We start from the raw sequence: 19358 nt of genomic DNA, 5'->3' as shown, positions 1-19358 counted from the left end.
CGGCGGCTGGCCGTAAGCTTCCGCTTACAATTTTTTTTCAATCCATGCGGCTTGCTTGATGTTTAGGCGTAGAATTAACACCAAGCCAACTGTTTGAACTGAATCAATAATGCACCTTCTCGCCTAGGGTAATCCAGCCAATGAATCTCGATCTTCGTACGATGATGGTGATGATTTCGGCGCTGAGCTTGCTGTTTTCCGGCTTGCTGGCGCTGGTCGGATTACATGCCGGCAACATCCGTGGGGTGCGGCAATGGGCGGCCGGCAGTTTGTACATCGGCTTAGGATTGGCTTTTTCCTATACCCAACTCGCTCCACCGGCTAACCCATGGGCTTTGGTCTTTGGTGCAGCGTTGGCGCTGGTGGGGGCCGCTTTTCAATACAACGGTATCCAGGTATTTAAGACCGGACAATGCAATAAATATATTCCATGGTTGATGGCCGGCCTGGCGTTTTATCAAAATATCTGGTTCGCGGTTCTTTATCCCGACATTCATTCCCGAGCCATCGCCAATTCATTATTGCTTTGCTTAATCAACGCGGCCAGCGCGCGGGCTTTATTCATGCGGCTGGAACAACCGTTGCGTACCGCGTATTGGTTTACCGGGGCGTCATTCGCGCTGCTCGCTGGTTTGTTTTTGGTCAGGGCAATCTTCATTTTTATGTTGCCAGCCAATAGCTATGGGCTTTATTCGCGGATACCGCTAAATCCGGCCTCGTTTTTTATAGGCAGCATGGCGCAAATGTGTATTGTGTTCGGATTTGTGCTGATGTTGAATTACCGACTGGCTGCGGATCATCAAAAAATGGCTGCAACCGATGCATTAACCGGAGTCATGAACAGGCGAAGCCTGGAACAGGAAGCCGCCCGCTTGCTGGCGCGTTGTTCCCGTACCGGAGAACCGCTTGCGATCATGATGATCGATGTGGATCATTTCAAGTCCATCAATGATCGCTATGGTCATCAGGTTGGAGACGAGGTATTGAAGCGTTTGACCGCGATAGCGCAACAATCGATACGTGGCGACGACTACCTTGCGCGTTACGGAGGCGAGGAATTTTGTATTTTGCTACCGGCTAGCCTGGAGAAGGATGCCTGCATATTGGCGGACCGGTTGCGGCAAGCCTTTGCTACAACGTTGATCGAGTTCGGTGGCGAAGTTCTGTGCAGCACCATCAGCATTGGGATCGCTGATTCAGTCCATGCCGGACTGGAATTCAGCTCGCTGGTTGTGGCCGCCGATAAAGCCATGTACCGGGCCAAGCGGGATGGCCGCAATCGGGTAATCATGCATTCCGTGCATGCATACGCCTAACGCCATGATGGGCCGGAATACTTGCTCTCGGGCAACCCTCATTTATTCCTTGCCGCCAAGCGCGGTAGGTCTTGGCCGATAAATAAAGCCGGATCGACGGTTTCCTGGTTTAAATAGACTATCCAATGCAAATGCGGGCCGGTGACTCGGCCGGTGGCGCCAACCGCGCCGAGGCGTTGGCCTTGTTTGATGGTCTGTCCGAGACTGACGCCGATTTCGCTCATGTGCAGATAGGCGCTGATCAAACCCTGGCCGTGATCCAGAAAGACCGTATTACCGTTGAAGTAGTAATTGCCCACGCCGATCACGGTTGCCGATGCCGGGGCCAGGATGTCGGTGCCGGTCGCGGCGGCAATGTCCAGGCCGTTATGCGGATTGCGTGGCTGGTTGTTAAAAAATCGCTTCAAGCCGAATAGGCTGCTCAAACGGCCGTCGACCGGTGCCAGGAAGTTGGTATCGGCCGGCCGGTCGCTCCAGACGGTTTTGATCCGGGCCATTTCGATTTTTTCGCTTTCGATACGCTGTAAATCCGCCGGCGTCATTTCATCGACCATGCGTTTGTTTTTGATGGTCAGCCGCTGTTCCGGATATTTTTTGTTGTTGATGCTGAAAGCGATTTGCTCGCGGCCATCAGTTCGTTCGATAACAATATTTTGCATGCCGGCAACGGCGTCGAGCGGGATGCCGACCAAGGCCAGCCATTGGCCGTTATGCGGCGTGACTAGTAATCGTTGCTTGTTGAAGTAGGCTTTGGGCGCCGGCTGGCTAATGTCACCTATCGCGATTTCGGCGATGCCGCCCGGTACCGGGGCGGCTTGCGGCAGCGGGTCGGCCAGACACAGCGCCGGCAGACAAAACAACAAACCGAGTCGTTTAATCATGGATAATTTCCTTTACTTGGCTGACGATGCGGCCTTTTGCCAGACGCGTGTCGATCAGATCGTTGTCGCCGATGTCGGCGACCGATTTTAGGATGTTGCCGCTGCCGTGTTGTTGAACGATGGCGTAGCCGCGATCGAGCGTGGCCAGCGGGCTGACCGCATGCAGAGTGTGGCCGATGCCGGCTTGGCGTTGCTTGAGTGAGGCTAGCTTGAGTTGTATCGCCCGTTGCAGGCGTTGCCGGTAATAATGCAGTTGTTGGCTGTGCTGCATTATTTTATCGCTGGGCTGGAATTGCTTGAGTTTTTGACTGTTCAGCGCCAATTCTTGCCCGCGTTGCCGCAGCGATTGTTGTATGGATTTATTCAGCCGTTGTTCCAGTTCGTCCAGGCGCTGGGCGTTGCGTTGCAGTTTTTCGCCCGGATGCTGCAACTGCAGGGATTTGTTCAGCCAGGTCAGGCGCTGCCGTTGCTGAATCAGCAGGCGGTTCAGCTTTTCGATCAGCTGGTTTTCCATGAATTTGAAGCCGCCCAGCCATTCGTCTTGATGGGGTACCGCATGTTCGGCGGCTGCCGAGGGAGTCGGTGCGCGCAAATCGGCCACGAAATCGGCGATAGTGAAATCCACTTCATGGCCGACCCCGGAAATCACCGGTATTCGGCTGGCGGCAATCGCGCGGGCGACTATTTCTTCGTTGAAGGCCCATAAATCCTCCAGCGAGCCGCCGCCGCGAGCCAGGATGATCACATCGACCTCGGCTTGCCGGTTGGCCAGCTCCAGCGCCGCGCTGATCTCGAATTTGGCCGAGTCGCCTTGTACCGCGACCGGGTAAATCAAGACCGGAATCGCCGGAAAGCGGCGCTTCAATACAGTCAAAATATCGTGTATCGCCGCGCCGCTGGCCGAGGTGATGACGCCGATTTGATTGGGAATCAGCGGGATAGGTTGTTTACGATGTTCATCGAATAGGCCTTCGTTCAGCAATTTGATTTTCAAACGCTCGAAAGCTTGGCGCAAGGCGCCGTCGCCGGCCTGTTCCAGGTGTTCGATCACTAACTGATAGTCGCCGCGTGGTTCGTACAGGCTGACCTGGGCATTGGCTATCACCATGTCGCCGTTGCCGGGTTTGAAACCAAGCCGTGACTGTTGGCCCCGAAACATCGCGCAACGCACTTGGGCCTGCGCGTCTTTCAATGTGAAGTACCAGTGCCCGGATGACGGCGCGCTGAAGTTGGAAACTTCGCCTTCCACCCTGACCGTCATGAAGTGGGTCGCCAGCAGGCGTTTGGCTTCGCGGTTCAGCTGGGAAACGCTGTAAATCGGTTCCGACGCGGCCACGGTTATTGATTGCGGTTGAAAAAGCCGGCGGCCCAGAAGCCGGCGTAAATACTGACAACCATCACGATGGCTTCAGTATTGCCCAGCGCCAGGCTGGCGAAAGCGGGGCCGGGGCAATAACCGGTCATGCCCCAGCCGACGCCGAACACGGCGGCTCCGATCAGCAAGGGTTTGTCCAGCGCGGTTTTATCGGTGACATGGAAGCGGCTGTCCAGCACCGGCTTATCATGCCGGCGTACCCAGCGGAAGCCGGGTATCGCTAGCGCCAAGGCGCCGGCCATTACCAGCGCCAGACTCGGATCCCAGTCGCCGCTGATGTCCAGAAAACCCAGCACTTTATCCGGGTTGATCATTTGCGACACGGACAAGCCCAAACCGAAAATCGTGCCGGCAACTAATGCCAAAATCAGATTCATCATGCGCCCATCCCGAACAGGTGACGGATCAGATAAACGGTCAACAAGCCGCTAGCCATGAAGGTCAAGGTGGCGGCGATCGAGCGCGGTGAGAGTAGGGCGATACCGCAGATGCCGTGGCCGCTGGTGCAGCCGCTGCCGATGCGTGTGCCGAGTCCGACCAGAAAGCCGCCGGCCATGATCAATGATAGGGGGTAACCTTGGCGAAATTGCAGGACTTCCGGCATATAAAATTGCCAAATGGCGGCGCCCAACATCAAGCCGATTAAAAAGCTGATACGCCAGTGCCGGTTAGCGCCGCCGGTGGTAAACAGACCGCTCATGATGCTGCTGATGCCGGCAATTCGGCCGTTAAACCAGAGTAGTAACACTGCGCTGAAGCCAATCAGTGCGCCGCCGAGCAGGGCGGAAACAGGGGTGAAGTTTTGCAAAATCGCTTTCCCGTAAACAAAGACAAAGGTTCTATTTTACGGCGGATTGAGCTGGTTTGCAGCGCGATTTCAGATAGATGCCGATGGAAGCGCCGGGTTGGGTTAAAATCCGAAGCGTCGCAACTGTTTCGCCAGGGATAACAGGATCATCATGCACGAACATCAATTAAATAATTGGCAGCACTCGCATAATTTTGCCCGCATCAATCGCAGGGGCGAGAGTCGTACCAAATGGGTGTTGGTACTGACCTTCACCACCATGCTGGTGGAAATTGTGGCCGGCATGCAATTTCATTCCATGGCCCTGCTGGCGGATGGCTGGCACATGTCCACTCATGTGATGGCCTTCATGATTGCGATTTTCGCCTATCGCTATAGTCGTGTCCACGAACAGGACCAAACCTTCGCCTTTAGCCCGGCTAAAGTCAGCGTATTGGGTGGATTTGCCAGTTCGGTGGCGCTGGCGATGGTGGCGTTTATGATGATGGCCGAATCGGCCGAAAGATTGGTCGCTCCGCAAGCCATCCAATTTGATGAAGCGATTCTGGTCGCGGTCGCCGGCTTGGTGATCAATTTGTTGAGTGCATTGTTGCTGAGCGATCATCACCACGAGCACCACCATCATGAACATGAACATCATCACGATCATGAACACCATCACCACCACCACGACCATAATCTACGCGCCGCTTACCTGCATGTGATGGCCGATGCGATGACCTCGGTATTGGCGATCGTGGCCTTATTGGCCGGCAAATATTATGACTGGGATTGGCTGGATTCGGTGATGGGCTTTGTCGGCGCGCTGGTGATTTTGGTCTGGGCCTGGGGCTTGATCAAGGAAACCAGTCCGGTGTTACTGGATCAAGGTATAGACGAACATTACCGGCGCGCCATTTTGGATACCTTGGAAGAAGACGGTGAATGCCGAGTCAGTGATATACATATCTGGCGCATCAGCCCGTCGCATCATGCTGCCATTATTGTGCTGGTGACCCGCTTTCCAAGGCCGCCCAGTTATTACAAAACCTTGTTGGCCAGTTTCGTGCATCTGGACCATGTCACGGTCGAGGTCAATGCGTGCGTGGGTGATGAGTGTGTTGCCGAATAGGCGTCGTGACTGCGCCGGATAATCCCTCCCCCGAATCATTCTGACCGCCAGTTTCAATGAGGGGCTAAACTTTCAAAATCGGCCATTACCGCAAAAGCTCAAGAAATCGATCGACTCGATCAAGGCGATAAGGTGTTTCTATAGGGTGCAATAGGCGATAGCCTTTTTGATAAATGATGCAATACGTTGTCGCCATTGTGCCCTATATATCTGAGCTTGGTCGATAAGAGGGTATTCATGCTTATGGTTTGGCCGGCGGCAGTCGGCCAAGAGCGGACGGATGGTTTTTATGACGAAGGTCTGTTGATTGATCAAAGCTGCCAGCCGTAATCCCAAAATGTGCGCCCGCCTATAGGTTGTGCCGAGCCATGCGAGGCGCAACAATCGCGAACGGTGCGCCTGACGGCAGCACCCTATAGCAGCGCAACTTATGGCCTTATACAGGAATGGATTCCATCCATTCTGGAACATCCCAGCCTCCCTCGCGTGCACGCCTCAGACGTTCTATAAGAGATAGTTTATCTGGATCCTCAGATAAGCCATGCCGTAAAAGCCAACCAATAACTAAATGACCTTCAGCATCATTCTTCAAAGCCAGTTCCTTATGCCACCAATTAATAATTTGTTGAATCTTATCGCTATCTCCTGCGACAAGCTTTAGGGATGATATTATCTTATCAGCTCCTAGCCAGTCTTTGGGGTAAAGATAGCCGGACGCCAAAGCAAGTGAGTAATTAACTAGCCCAAAAGGCGAGTTATTGTTTATCAGAGAATTAAACAGATCTGTAATTGAAGGCAGTTCATCAAATACTGGTATTTCTCCTCTCCGGGCCATATAGGCTAAACTGTTGGTAGAATCCATATCCCCCAAATCATGACCGTGCAAAAAGAATTTCGCAGCATCAGCAAAATTATTATTCGTGTAAGAATCGAGTGCCAAAGCATAAGCAGCATATTTGCTGCCCTTAGAAAGAGCCATGCTAAGCCATTTTTTACCCTTGGATATATCTTGCTTTAAATGATCGCCATCTAACAAAGCTGTGCCAAGAGTATACATCGCGTCGATATTTCCTTCTTCTGCGGACTTTCTGAGCCACTCTGCGCCTTGCGCAGGTTTTTTATGAAGGCCATTTCCTTCAAGGTATTTGGAGCCTAAAAGGAACATCGCGTCATCATTTCCGGTTTCAGCGGATTTTTTTAGCCAGGCTTCTCCTTGCTTAAGGTTTTTTGTAAGGACTTCCCCTTTAATCAGTCGATCACCGAGTAATAGCATAGATTCGGAATCGTCGGCATTTGCAGCCGCATACAAAAGACGTTGCCCCTCTTGAATATTTTGATTTATGTTTTTCCCATCCAATAACCGGTTAGCCATAATTCGCATTGCATCTTTACTATCTGCATCAATTGCTTTCTGCAACCATTTTTGCCCGGCATCAATTTGCTGAGGAATGTTTCTTCCATCCATTAAACGAGTACCAAGCTCAATCATTGCACTAATACTGCCTGATTTAGCAAGGTTCTCTAACAATGAATATCCTTTGCTGATATTTTGTTCTAAACCGTTGCCTTCTAGCAAGCGTCTTGCCATTGTAAATATTGCTTTTTTATTTCCGTTATCAACCAGTTCCTGTAACAAGTATTCGCCTTCATCTGCATTTTTATCTAGCCCCTTTCCATCCAGTAGACGACTAGCAAGGACATAAATAGCTTCCTCATTTCCCTCTTCTGATAACCGACGAAGCAATTCCTCGCCTTCCTCTGAGTTCCTGGAAATTTGATTTCCATTAAGTAATAAATTTGCTAGAAGGTTTTGAGCATTGCAATTACCGTTTTCTGCTGCTTTGCGAATTAACTTTTCACCTAGAATTACGTCATTATTCACTCCATACCCGTTGATAAGTCGCATTGCGTAATTCAACATTGAATCAACATCACCACTATTAGCAGCATCGATAAGCCATTTTTCGCCTTTTTCCTTATCCATGTCCAAACCTCTACCATCTACTAGGCGGGATCCGAATATCCTCATGGCTTTAACGTGTCTATTAACTGCAGCGGCTTCTAAAAAAGAAGCTGCAAAGCTTAATATTTTATCTCTTTTATTTCTTTTCTCTTGAGCATATCTATAAACATCAAATAGAAAGTCAGGCGATCGATTCTTGATTAGTCTATCAACAAGTAAGGCCGCAACTTTACATAATTTTGGTTTTTTGACTTGCGATGAATCAGTCCAGTATTTTAAAAATTCAGCCACTACCTTAGCGTTAACTTCCTCATTTTCAGACAACCATTCTGTAATAGATTGTAGGATACGTTCCAAGTCAATTGTACTCCAATAACGTTCGCGAACATATTCCGCAAAAGCTTTTAGCGCTAATTTGACTTGACCTATTTCCAAACCTTCTATCTGCGAGGCGATGGGAGACAATAACCCCCTTAACTCTGGCTGGCTATAGTATCTATTTTTAAATTTGAACTCTAAATATGATTGAATAAATACTAAATCAATTGGAATTGCTGGCTCGAATATGGAAAGAAGCTGCAATACCTCATTAATATCTTTCCATTGCCTTGTTTGCCGATCAAAGACGCTATCTGCTTTATCATAAAAAGGGATTTTGTCAGAAGGCTTATCATTTTGATGTATATATTTTGCTGTTTCTACAACCAATAATGGCCATCCTTTGCTGGCTTCCCATATTTTGGAATTAAGACTATTTTCAGGCTCAAGATGTGTAATTAAATGAATTTCTTCTTTTTCCAGCTCATCCAAATGAAGACTGGTTACATCTCGGTTACTTTTTAGCCAATTTATGACCGGTGTGTTTTGGCGTGCAGTCAATAACGCGGATACATTATTAGGCAAGCGCTCGGGTAGAAAATCTAAGGTTGTGCCATCAGAACTTATCTCATCGAGCGCATCGATAATTAAAACAAACGCCCCATGTTCTTGTGCTATCTTTTCAAATATTAAATACAATAATTGTCGATACTGTTTTATATCGGTAATTGTATTGTTATTAATGTCTTGCTGATATCTATCAGATTCATCATAACCATCTTCTTGCGATGTATCTCTTTTCAAGGGTGAATAAGCACGTTTTTCTGACCATTCATGATGTGATTTATTGGTCTCATATTCTGGCAATGCTTCGGGCTCAAGAAGAAGTGTATTAGCTTGGGCAATTAACGACCGAACAATTGTTGTTGGGTGATTTGACTGTTTACCAAAATGCAAAATGACATCAGGCAGCCAGGGGGCTAATTTTCTTACACTACCAGCATAGTGGCCTATGGACGCATTTGATTTTGATAATTCATCTGTTAATTTGGAAACCAACGCAGATTTTCCAATTCCTTCATATCCACTCAACAATAAATATGGTTTTGAAGAATCAGGCTTGGGTTTTAAATATTCAGATAGCTTATTTACCCATTTTTCTCGTGCATTAAAATGCTCAAGATGCCTCTTTTTCTCACTCGCTACCATCGCTATTAATTCGTTCGCTTCTTCAGGAAATGGATTGGTGATTAAGCCTTGTAACTTCGCTTTTATAACCTCTTGATGCTTATATACCGGGGCTAATAAAGTTATTAACGCTACAGATGGAAATCTTGCTTTTATATAATCAGGAATTTCATAGGTGGCGTGAGTTAAATAATTTCTATCTTTTCGATTCCAGTATATTAATATTCTTACTTCGTCTGAAATATTTTTTACATCATTTTCTTTCGTGTCTAGTTCAGCTTGAGTCAGAAGACCAAGCTCTCGTATACAAGGGAAAAGAGTATAACTTTGAGGGTTGCTTTTTAAACTGGTTGATTTTGCCGGATCAACTAACCACAACAAAAGCTTAAGCCATAGCTCCGTATTCTGGAGAAGTTCTTCAAATATACTTATGTTTTCGCTTTGATTTTTAACGGTTGCATTAATATCCTTTAGAAGGTCGGCTATTTTCGATATCCGACCAAATTCTCTATCTTCAATGAACGCAGCTAAAACCCTATCTGACAATAATAGAATCGAATCAAGTTGCTCATCGATGTCATTATATTCATTGCTTTTCAACATATCGCCTAATGCATGCTGAACAAATAACTTACTGCAGGCTCTAAAACATCTTGTAGTAGCTGTCATTATAAATTTAGTGTTAATTTCTATATTATTTTCTTTTCTTTAAAAGATATAGCTTACAAAGAAATAGCTTGTTTAATTTTATTCAAGGATACAATAAGAAATATCCAATCTGTTAGGTCATATAGCGAAACACTCTGCATTGGATATGCTACGCTATCGCACCCTTGGATGAAAAATGACTGTATAAAGGTGATAGTATATTTTTCAGACAGACATTCTTGGTTTAAACCTTCATGGCCGTAGGCTGGGTAGAGCAACGCGAAACCCAGCGGATGCTTTGAAATCGCCAAGTTTCTTTGCATCCAAAAATGTTTTTTGAATTTCAAAACTTTTCGGCTTCAAAGCTGGGTTTCATTATCATTCAACCCAGCCTACCTGTGCAAACCCAGCATCGGCTTATTGTCTATTTGCGGTCATTGCCAAAATTAAACCGATTGTCGCTTTGGGTCGATTTTTGTCAGTCGATTTTTTGAAAAATTTCGGCCGAAAACTGCAGCCGCCAAGTTCAATTCAATGCCAGGTGAACCTGAAAATCGACCTTCAACCCAAAAACTCAAGAAATCGATCGACTTGATCAGTCTCGGTCGCAAAGCTGGTGACCAATCGGACCAGCACCTGGTGTTGTTCTAACAGGCCGGGTTTTGCGCGTGGAGGGTTCCATGGGTAAAAAACGGCACCTTTTTCCCGAAGCTGATCCGCATGCGTTTTATCCAACACGCAAAACACTTCATTGGCTTCCGGCTGCCAGGCTAAACGGGCTCGTTTAGAGGCAACGATGCCGTTTTGCAAACGTTCGGCCATCGTATTGGCATAACGGGCCAAGTCCAGCCACAAATCATCGTGTAAATAGGCATCAAATTGACAGGCGATAAACCGGCTTTTAGAAACCAGTTGCGCGGCGCGTTTACGAATGAAAGGCAAATCCTTGGCCAGTTCCGGATTCATGAAGACCAGGGCTTCGGCGCACCAGCAACCGTTTTTGGTGGCGCCGAATGAGACGATGTCCACGCCGAGTTTCCAGCTCATTTCGGCCGGTGTCAGGTTCAAAGCCACCAGCGCATTGGCAAAGCGGGCGCCGTCCATATGCAAGGGTAAGTTGTAAGTTTGCGCTATCTCGGCGACGGCGGTAATTTCATCGGGCTGGTAAAGCGTGCCGATTTCGGTGGCTTGGGTGATGGAAATCGCCATCGGTTGACCCACGTGGACAAAATTAGGCGGAAAACGCTGGATTTCGGCTTTGAGATTGCGAGGATCGATTTTACCGTTGTCTCCGTCCACCGGCGCCAGACGCGCGCCATGGGTAAAAAACTCCGGCGCGCCGCATTCATCTTCCAGCATGTGGGCTTCTCGGTGACAAAAGGAAACCCCGCCCGGACGGTTGACGGCGGCCAGGGCCAGCGAATTAGCGGCTGTGCCGGTGCTGACAAAGTACACCGCCACTTCACGTTCGAATAGCTCGTTAAACCTTTGCTCGATCTTGCGATCCAGCGTGCTTTCGCCATAAGGCGCCGAAAATCCGGCCGCGGCTTCCATCAAGCGTTGCGAAATCGCCGGGTGAGCACCGGCCCAATTATCGGATGCAAAATTCATAGTGGAATGTAGGGACAGATTATTTAAACAGTCGGATTGGTGCGTGAAGTCCTTGCGCTGTTTGTCGGGGAAACACAAAGCCGCCTTGTAAGGCATGGGTTTTATACTCTATAGTCGGAACAATTACTAGAAACTAGGCCACCATGAACATTCACAATATTTATCGGCGGATTTTGATACACAGCCAGAGCCCGGTGCCGTTGGGGGACGTGTGGAAACTTTTGATGCCTCATCCGCAGCCATGAATGACTCTACTTCCGTCTCCATCATCTCCGTGCGCGGCGTTAACAAGACTTATGCCGGCGGTTTCCAAGCGCTGAAAAATATCGACCTGGACATCAAGCGCGGCGAGATATTCGCCTTGCTCGGTCCCAACGGTGCCGGCAAGACCACATTGATCGGCATCATCTGCGGCATCGTCAATGCCAGTTCCGGCACCATCATTGCCGACGGTCACGACACCGTGCGAAATTATCGCGCGGCACGGGCCAGCATTGGCTTGGTGCCGCAAGAATTGCATACCGACGCGTTCGAGTCGGTCTGGGCCACGATCGCATTCAGCCGGGGACTGTTCGGCAAGGCGCCCAACCCGGCCCACCTGGAAAAAGTGCTGCGCGATTTGTCTCTGTGGGACAAGCGCGGCGAGAAAATCATGGCGCTGTCCGGCGGCATGAAACGCCGGGTGCTGATTGCCAAGGCCCTGGCGCATGAGCCGACGATATTATTCCTCGACGAGCCGAGTGCCGGCGTCGATGTGGAGTTACGCCACGACATGTGGCGCATGGTGCGCGAGCTGCGCGAAAACGGCACCACCATCATTCTGACCACGCATTACATCGAGGAAGCCGAAGATATGGCCGATCGCATCGGCGTCATCAATAAGGGCGAACTGATCGTGGTCGAGGACAAAGCGGTATTGATGCGTAAGCTCGGCAAGAAGCAACTCACCCTGAGTCTGAGGCAGCGCATGGCCTCTATCCCGGCCGAGCTTGCTGCTTGGTCGTTGGCGCTCTGCGACGATGGAGATACCCTGGTTTATAGTTTCGACAGCCAGGAAGAGGAAACCGGTATTGCCGAGCTGCTGCGTTCGTTGGGCGAGCACGGCATCGAATTCAAGGATTTACGTTCCAGCGAGAGTTCGCTGGAGGACATCTTCGTCAGTCTGGTACATCGGCCCAAGGGGGCTATGGCATGAATATCTACGGCATACGCGCCATTTACCGCTTCGAAATGGCGCGCACCTTTCGTACTCTGGCGCAAAGCATCGTCGCGCCGGTGCTGACCACCTCGCTGTACTTCATCGTCTTCGGCAAAGCCATCGGTTCGCGGATGGGCGACATCGACAGCATCGCTTACGGCGCCTTCATCATTCCCGGCTTGGTGATGCTGAATCTTCTGAACGAAAGCATATCCAACGCTTCTTTCGGCATCTACATGCCCAAATGGGCAGGGACTATTTACGAGCTGCTGTCGGCGCCGGTTTCATGGGTCGAAGTCTTGATCGGCTATGTCGGTGCGGCGGCGACCAAGTCGGTGATGTTGGGCCTGTTGATTCTAGGTACCGCTCGCATTTTTGTGCCCTACGAGATTGCTCATCCCGTATGGATGATAGGCTTTCTGTTGCTGACAGCCGTAACTTTCAGCCTATTCGGCTTCATCATCGGCCTGTGGGCCGACAGTTTTCAGAAACTCCAAGTAGTACCGATGTTGGTCGTTACTCCGCTGACCTTCCTGGGCGGCGCTTTCTATTCAATCAATATGTTGCCGCCCTTGTGGCAAAAGATCACCCTGTTCAATCCGGTGGTGTATTTGATCAGCGGCTTTCGCTGGAGTTTTTATGGTATAGCCGACGTCGATGTTGGGATGAGTATCGCCATGACCTTCGGCTTCCTGATCATCTGCCTGACTTTTGTCTGGTGGGTGTTCAAGAGCGGATACAAGATTAGAAACTGAGACGACGATTAGTGACGATAATAAAAAAGACCCGCCGGCATTCTTGGCTGGGATGTCGGGTTGTTCGGCGATTTCCTGGGTAAATCATGGCAATGAATTTACCGCTGCCCTAAAAAACCGTGGTTGACTGAGCGGAGTCGAAGTCAACAATTTGCTTCGACTTCGTTCAGCAAACCTTGAATCCGCTCGGCCAACGGTAATTTTGACATCGGCAATAGGTACAATTTGATAGCCTCAGTTGTTCCGTAACACTTTTAAAATGGCCGGAAAGTCAAAATTGTCGGTTAACTTGACCAGTACTGCTTTCAGGTTTTGATCGTAGGGGCCAATCTGCTCAACCATACGGTCAATCAGCTCTGTATCCAGGCTTTCCAATGCATGCTGCAGCTGCTGGCGTAGTTCTTTCGGTACAACCAAGAGCATCTCGGGGCTTAATTTTGTCGATAGTGCTTGTTGTTCGGGGGCTATTTCATAAATAAACCGCAAGCCTAGTTGCTTCGATAAACAGCCATGGATTTCGTGGGCTCGATAGGGTTTGCTGACTACATCGTCCATTCCGGTGTTAAGTAGTTCATCACGATGCGCCATGAAGTCGGATGGGGTGATTGCAACGATTTTTATTGCCTTGCCGCCGGGGAGTCGGCGGATTGCCCTGGCGGTATCGCATCCATCGATAACGGGTGGGCGGTGATTCATCCAAATCAGATGGGGTTGCCAACTCTGGAACAGTTGTACGCCTTGTTCGCCGTTCACAGCAATTTTGATCCGCAGACCAAGGGTTTCCATCAGCTTGGATAGCAGCAGCTGGTTTTCCGACTGATCTTCGATGATCAGGATACGGTATTCGGGTTGGCCGGGAGCCAGGCCCACTACGTCTTGTCCTGCCTGTACCGGTTGGGGTATGACAGTGATTTCGCTGGCTTCCTTCAGCGGCAAATCTATCCTGAACCGCGCACCCTTGCCTGGATTGCTTTCCAGCTCAATGCCGCCACCCATCATTTCAAGATATTGGCGGGCGATGGAGAGTCCGAGCCCGGTGCCTTTATTGAGGCTATGTTCGCCCAGTTGCACAAAAGGTTCGAAAATCCGTTGTTGATCTTCCGGTGCGATGCCGGGCCCCGTGTCCTCGATTTCGATCCATAGGCGGGGGGACTCGTCCCGTCGAGTACCCAGGCGGACCAGAATGCTACCCTGTTGGGTAAATTTAATGGCGTTACCGATCAGGTTGATCAACACTTGGCGCAGGCAATCACGGTCGCCGATGATAAAACGCGGAAATGAGGAGGATGGGTCTATCAGTAATTGCAGCCCCTTTTCTTGGACTTGCAAATGCATGGTGTCCACCACATCGCGCAGCATATCGTCCAGATCGAACGGCGTTTCCCTCGGTTGCAAACGGCCCGCATCGATTTTGGCCTTTTCGAGTATGTCGTTGATCAGGGCCAGCAGGTGTTCGCCGCTACGGTTGATGATGTCTAGGTTTTTTCTCGGACTCTCGGGAAGTTGCGTATCCTTGCGCATCATGCTGGAGAAGCCGAGGATGGCATTCAAGGGCGTGCGCAGTTCGTGGCTCATGTTGGCCAGGAAAATGCTCTTGGCGCGATTGGCCGCCTCCGCGACATCGCGGGCTTGCGCCAGATCGACAACCTTTTGTTCCAGTTCCCGATGCGCGGTGTAAAGCCGGAGGCGCATATCGTTCAAGGATGCGACCAGTTGTCCCACCTCGTCTTGTTCGCGATATTCTATCGGTACCGGTTCGATCTCATCGGCTCTGAAATTCAGGGTGGACACGGTTTGGGAAAGCTTGGTCAAGGGCTTGGACAGACGCCAGGTAATGGCCCAATAAAAGATCAACCATAGCCCCGCGGTTTTGACCAAGGAGTTGATCAGGATGACCATGAAACTGTACTTGATTCTGACCAATACCACGTTACGGTCGCTGTAGAGCACCATTTTTCCCAGCTCGCGGCTGACATGGCTTTCCGTTAGCGGTTTGGACCACAGCGACAGCTCATGCATCTGAAACGGGGCCAGAAAATCATCGGATTTGGCTTCATTCGCATCAGGAAGTCGGCCTACTTTGGCTAGGATGTCGCCCCGGCTGTTTTCAATCTTGGCGCCGGTGATGATCGATGCCTGGCCCATGCCGTTGATCAGCGAATCGAGCAGGGGCTGATCGAAAGTCCAAATGGCGTCGGCAACGGCCGGTGTAAAGGATTGTCCTAGCGCCGCCATATCGGCGCCAATGGTGGACCTGATCAATAAGAATTCGAAGCCGAGTTGAAAGCAGGTGACCAATATCGCCAACAGTAGATACCAGCCAAAAACCAGTTTGAACAGACGGCCGGCAAGTGACTTGATGCTGGGCATACCATTAACCTATTTGAGTTCCTTGAGCATATTCGGATAGTAGCCGCGCACTTTTTCCCGGTCCTCGATTGGATACCAGCGCTCCGAATAGCTTCGGTATTGCGCTTGTTCGCGTTCCGACAGCAGGATGGCGTTGATTTTGGCGATGATGGCCTGTCCCCAGGCGTTGCCGGTGCAAGCGACATGCGTGTATAGGTATGGAGGCGTTCCGGCAATGGGACGATTCATGATGAGTTCCGAGCCGCCGGATTGGTCAGCGAGGAAGGCGGCTTCGTGGGAAAACAGAATCAGGTAATCAAGGTCGCCGTTCAGCAGCATTTCAAATAATTGCCGGGTTTCAAGTGGGCGTATCATCAGGTTGGGTTTGCCTCGAAAGCGCTGAATGGCTTCGTCTATGTTGGGCGCGTATGAACGGCCCGGCACCACGGCGCCGACCAGTTTTTCGTTGCTGAATAGCGTATCGAGGGCTATCGGATTATCTTCGCCGAACAACTTGGCCTTGTCCTTGAGGAAAACAATTCTATTGTCCAAATGCGTCAACGCCGGCATCGAGATGGCCAGATTCAAAGCTTGGGCAGGGGGCTTGAATATTCCGGGCGTACAAAGATTGGCACCGGCAATGAAATCCTCGCGGCGGCGGGCAAAACTCATCGGTACCACGTCGTGTGCGTACTCCGGCATGCGGGCGATCAACCTTTGCAGTTCGCCATCGAAACTGCCGCTACCTTGACGCGAACCTTCCAATATTTGAAAGGGCGGAAAGTTCAAGACGCCCCAGGTCAAAGCTTCCTTGCCGGAGGCATGACTAGACCACAAAATTAGCGCGGCTAGGCAACTTAATAAGCGGTAAAAAAAACGTGGGCTAAACATGAGGCATGCTCTTGCTGTAAGCATTGAGTCCTGGGGTTTGCTCGATCAACCAGACAGACCTGTCCCGAGTCATTGAAAGAGGTAAAAGCCTAACACATTTGTACAGTTTCCTGGCTAGATGCCTTGCCACTAAATAAGCTGACAATGTAGCGTCTGGCTTCATATAAATCTAATTCTGCTTTCATCCGATCTTAATCCAATCCACGGATTGTTCTCATCTTGCCTCTGTAAGCTTTGTCCCTAAGCGTGGCAACCAGTTTCATCGGTTGCTTTGGGTGGCATCCAAAGGTGCCAGGATTCTTCATTGTACAAAGACGAAACAGGGGTTTAGCAAATATGCCACTCAGTTTGGGAAATATCTTCAACGGGTTGTTCAAGCAATACGGGCACACGGTGATCCTGTTGTTGAGGGTTATCGATGTGGTCATGTTATTGGGAGCCGCCTGGCTGGCGCACTATTTTTGGTTGCGCGAATTCGTGATCGATCAGCATTACCGCTTCGTGATTGCCTTAGGCATTTTGGGCGCTATCATCTTTTTTGAAATCGGCCAAGTGTATCGGCCCTGGCGCAACGATGCGATGCGCGGCGAAATTCCGCGCATCGTCCGCGCTTGGTTGTTGGCCTTGCTGGCGGTAGTGTCCATCGTGGCCCTGGTCAGATTACATTTCTGGTTCGGTTCCAGTTACCGCTGGATCGCTTCCTGGGGCGCATTGGGGCTGGTGTTTATGTTGGCGGCTCGTGGCGTGCTGGCTCAAGTCCTGAAGTGGTTGCGCGCCAGGGGTTGGAGCCAGGGCCGTATCATTTTGGTCGGCTTGAATCAGATGGCGGTTGCCGTTAGCCGGCAGTTGAATCAGTCGTCCTGGGCCGGATTGCAGGTGGTCGGTTTTGTCGATGACCGCTTGGAAGACAGGCTGGATGTCGGTGATTTTTCGCTGCCGCGTTTGGGCAAATTAAGCGATTTGACCGGTTTGATTTCCAAGCAAGCGGTGGACGAAGTTTGGGTGGCTTTCCCCGGCGCATCGCTGGCCGAACGGGTGCAACACGAATTAAGGCATTTGCCGGTCAGTATCCGGCTGGTGATCGATTGCTTCGCCTTCAAGCAAAGCAAGTTTCTGAGTCTGAATACAGTGGCCGGTATACCGACCCTGGATGTCTCGGTGTCGCCGCTGCACGGCATTAATCGCTATATCAAGGAAATGGAAGACCGCTTGCTGGCCTTGATTCTATTGCTGCTGATCAGTCCGCTGATGTTGATCATCGCCATGGGCGTGAAATTGAGTTCGCGCGGGCCGGTGTTCTATCAACAAGAACGGGTGGGCTGGAACAACCGCAAGTTCACGATGCTGAAGTTTCGCTCGATGCCGGTGGGCACTGAAGCCAAGACCGGTGCGGTGTGGGCCAAGCCTGGCGAAAATAGAGCGACCCCTTTCGGTGCCTTCTTGCGCAAGACCAGTCTGGACGAACTGCCGCAGCTGATCAATGTGCTGAGGGGCGATATGTCCTTGGTCGGTCCGCGTCCCGAACGGCCGGATTTCGTCGAAGTCTTTAAAGAGCAAGTGCCCAATTACATGAAAAAACACATGGTCAAGGCCGGCATCACCGGCTGGGCTCAAGTCAACGGCTGGCGGGGCGACACCGATTTAAATCAGCGCATCGAACACGATTTGTATTACATCCAGCACTGGTCGGTTTGGTTCGATTTGGAAATCGCCTTCCGTACCGTGTTGACCGGCTTCATCAATAAAAATGCTTATTAAGGAAATATTTGCCATGTTTAGATTGATTCCCATCATGCTGGCTTTGCTGTTACCAGGCTGTTTTTTGGCGCCGGGTATGGATATGAATAGCGATGGCGACATGACTGAGATCGAGTTGCCGACCATGAAGGATGGTCAACTGGTCAAGGAAAAAACCCGTATCGTGCCGATTACCGCCGACCTGATCATCGAACGCGAAACGGCTCGGCGCCAAGTGGTCAACAACTTTCCACCACTGGATAGCAGCAAAACCAGCTATCGCATCGGCCCTCAAGACAGATTGCAAATCACGGTGTGGGAGCATCCGGAACTGAATGATCCCGGCGGCGAGAAAATCATGCCCGAGTTGGCCGGTAAGGTAGTGGACGAGAATGGCGACCTGTATTACCCCTATGTCGGCAATATTCATGTCGCCGGCAAGACGGTCAGCGAAGCGCGCGAGGACTTGACCCGCGAGCTGTCCAAATATTTCAAAAAGGTCAAACTCGATATTCGCGTGCTGTCGTTTCAAGCGCATCGGGTAGCGGTGGTGGGGGAAGTCAAAAACCCTGGCGTACTCGCCCTGAACGAAACCCCGATGACCGTTGCCGAGGCCATTAGCCGCGCCGGCGGCGCTACCAAGGACTCCGATTTTGCCAATGTGGCGTTGGCCCGCGACGGCAAACTCTACAAGCTGGATGTGCAATCGTTGTATGAAAAAGGCCAGACTACCCAGAACCTGCTGTTGCAAGACGGCGATGTGCTGAACATAGCCGATCAAAAAGACAGCAAAGTGTTTGTGATGGGCGAGGCCAATCGCCAGCAGGCGATACAGATCAATAAGGGCCGTATGAGCTTGTCGCAGGCGTTGGCCGAAGCTTCCGGGGTGGACTTCAATACTTCGCGGCCCGGCGATATCTATGTGATTCGCGCCGGCGATATGCATCCCGAGATTTTTCAACTGAATGCCGAATCACCGGATGCGATGATTTTAGCCGATCAATTTCCGTTACAGGCCCACGACACACTGTTTGTGGGTACGGCCGGCGTGACGCAATGGTCGCGCGTGCTGAACCAGATTTTACCGGGCTCGTTCACCGCGATCATGTCGCAAGCCGCGATGATGGGGATGTAGATATTGATTTTCCCCCTTTGAAAAAGGGGGACCGAGGGGGATTTATTTAAATAATCTCCCCTAGCCCCTCTTTT

Annotated in this window: 14 protein-coding genes; 6 read left to right on the top strand and 8 right to left on the bottom strand. The window is 50.5% G+C overall.

Going from position 1 to position 19358, the window contains the following annotated elements; all coding sequences use genetic code 11:
- Positions 1-140 precede the first annotated feature (140 nt).
- Positions 141-1316, top strand: a complete 1176-nt coding sequence (locus IVG45_RS09035) for a GGDEF domain-containing protein (RefSeq protein ID WP_196437494.1) — start codon at positions 141-143, stop codon at positions 1314-1316.
- Positions 1317-1354: 38 nt separating this feature from the next.
- Here IVG45_RS09035 and IVG45_RS09030 read toward each other — a convergent pair whose 3' ends face one another.
- The 4 genes from IVG45_RS09030 to IVG45_RS09015 are packed head-to-tail and all read right to left on the bottom strand — an operon-like array spanning position 1355 to position 4380.
- Positions 1355-2197, bottom strand: a complete 843-nt coding sequence (locus IVG45_RS09030) for a M23 family metallopeptidase (protein WP_196437493.1) — start codon at positions 2195-2197, stop codon at positions 1355-1357.
- The gene (xseA, locus tag IVG45_RS09025) at positions 2190-3533 is read right to left on the bottom strand and encodes an exodeoxyribonuclease VII large subunit (protein WP_196437492.1); all 1344 of its coding nucleotides are present in this window, start codon (positions 3531-3533) and stop codon (positions 2190-2192) included. Before xseA ends, IVG45_RS09030 begins: the two co-directional genes overlap by 8 nt.
- A gap of 2 nt (positions 3534-3535) precedes the next feature.
- Positions 3536-3952 (bottom strand): YeeE/YedE family protein, encoded by a 417-nt coding sequence (locus tag IVG45_RS09020; protein ID WP_196437491.1) that lies wholly within the window; start codon positions 3950-3952, stop codon positions 3536-3538.
- Positions 3949-4380, bottom strand: a complete 432-nt coding sequence (locus IVG45_RS09015) for a YeeE/YedE family protein (protein WP_196437490.1) — start codon at positions 4378-4380, stop codon at positions 3949-3951. The genes IVG45_RS09020 and IVG45_RS09015 overlap by 4 nt, the downstream gene beginning before the upstream one ends.
- A 151-nt stretch (positions 4381-4531) precedes the next feature.
- Between IVG45_RS09015 and dmeF the strand changes: the two genes are divergently transcribed.
- Positions 4532-5491 carry a CDF family Co(II)/Ni(II) efflux transporter DmeF gene (gene dmeF / locus IVG45_RS09010; RefSeq protein ID WP_196437489.1) on the top strand — a complete coding sequence of 320 codons (960 nt, stop codon included), beginning with the start codon at positions 4532-4534 and terminating at the stop codon, positions 5489-5491.
- Positions 5492-5927: 436 nt separating this feature from the next.
- On the opposite strand, the gene IVG45_RS09005 is transcribed toward dmeF, so the two are convergent.
- Complete coding sequence (locus IVG45_RS09005; protein ID WP_196437488.1) at positions 5928-9629, bottom strand: AAA family ATPase; 3702 nt, start codon at positions 9627-9629, stop codon at positions 5928-5930.
- Between the two features lie 540 nt (positions 9630-10169).
- Positions 10170-11219 (bottom strand): threonine aldolase family protein, encoded by a 1050-nt coding sequence (locus IVG45_RS09000; protein ID WP_196437487.1) that lies wholly within the window; start codon positions 11217-11219, stop codon positions 10170-10172.
- A 241-nt stretch (positions 11220-11460) separates the two neighbouring features.
- Between IVG45_RS09000 and IVG45_RS08995 the strand changes: the two genes are divergently transcribed.
- Together IVG45_RS08995 and IVG45_RS08990 are read left to right on the top strand one after the other, a co-directional pair.
- On the top strand, positions 11461-12414 hold the full coding sequence (locus IVG45_RS08995; RefSeq protein WP_196437486.1) for an ABC transporter ATP-binding protein: 954 nt from the start codon (positions 11461-11463) through the stop codon (positions 12412-12414).
- On the top strand, positions 12411-13172 hold the full coding sequence (locus IVG45_RS08990) for an ABC transporter permease (RefSeq protein WP_196437485.1): 762 nt from the start codon (positions 12411-12413) through the stop codon (positions 13170-13172). The genes IVG45_RS08995 and IVG45_RS08990 overlap by 4 nt, the downstream gene beginning before the upstream one ends.
- 234 nt (positions 13173-13406) lie before the next feature.
- Here the strand turns inward: IVG45_RS08990 and IVG45_RS08985 are convergent, their stop codons facing one another.
- Positions 13407-15542 (bottom strand): ATP-binding protein, encoded by a 2136-nt coding sequence (locus tag IVG45_RS08985; RefSeq protein WP_196437484.1) that lies wholly within the window; start codon positions 15540-15542, stop codon positions 13407-13409.
- Between the two features lie 9 nt (positions 15543-15551).
- Entirely contained in the window at positions 15552-16412 is an 861-nt protein-coding gene (locus tag IVG45_RS08980; RefSeq protein ID WP_196437483.1) for a transporter substrate-binding domain-containing protein, read from the bottom strand.
- A 336-nt stretch (positions 16413-16748) separates the two neighbouring features.
- Here IVG45_RS08980 and IVG45_RS08975 point away from each other — a divergent pair, with 336 nt between their 5' ends.
- Complete coding sequence (locus tag IVG45_RS08975; protein WP_196437482.1) at positions 16749-18170, top strand: undecaprenyl-phosphate glucose phosphotransferase; 1422 nt, start codon at positions 16749-16751, stop codon at positions 18168-18170.
- A gap of 13 nt (positions 18171-18183) precedes the next feature.
- Positions 18184-19284 (top strand): polysaccharide biosynthesis/export family protein, encoded by a 1101-nt coding sequence (locus IVG45_RS08970; RefSeq protein WP_196437481.1) that lies wholly within the window; start codon positions 18184-18186, stop codon positions 19282-19284.
- Positions 19285-19358 lie beyond the last annotated feature (74 nt).

This window comes from Methylomonas sp. LL1, from assembly GCF_015711015.1.
GTDB lineage: Bacteria > Pseudomonadota > Gammaproteobacteria > Methylococcales > Methylomonadaceae > Methylomonas.
This window is presented reverse-complemented; position numbering and strand designations above follow the sequence as displayed.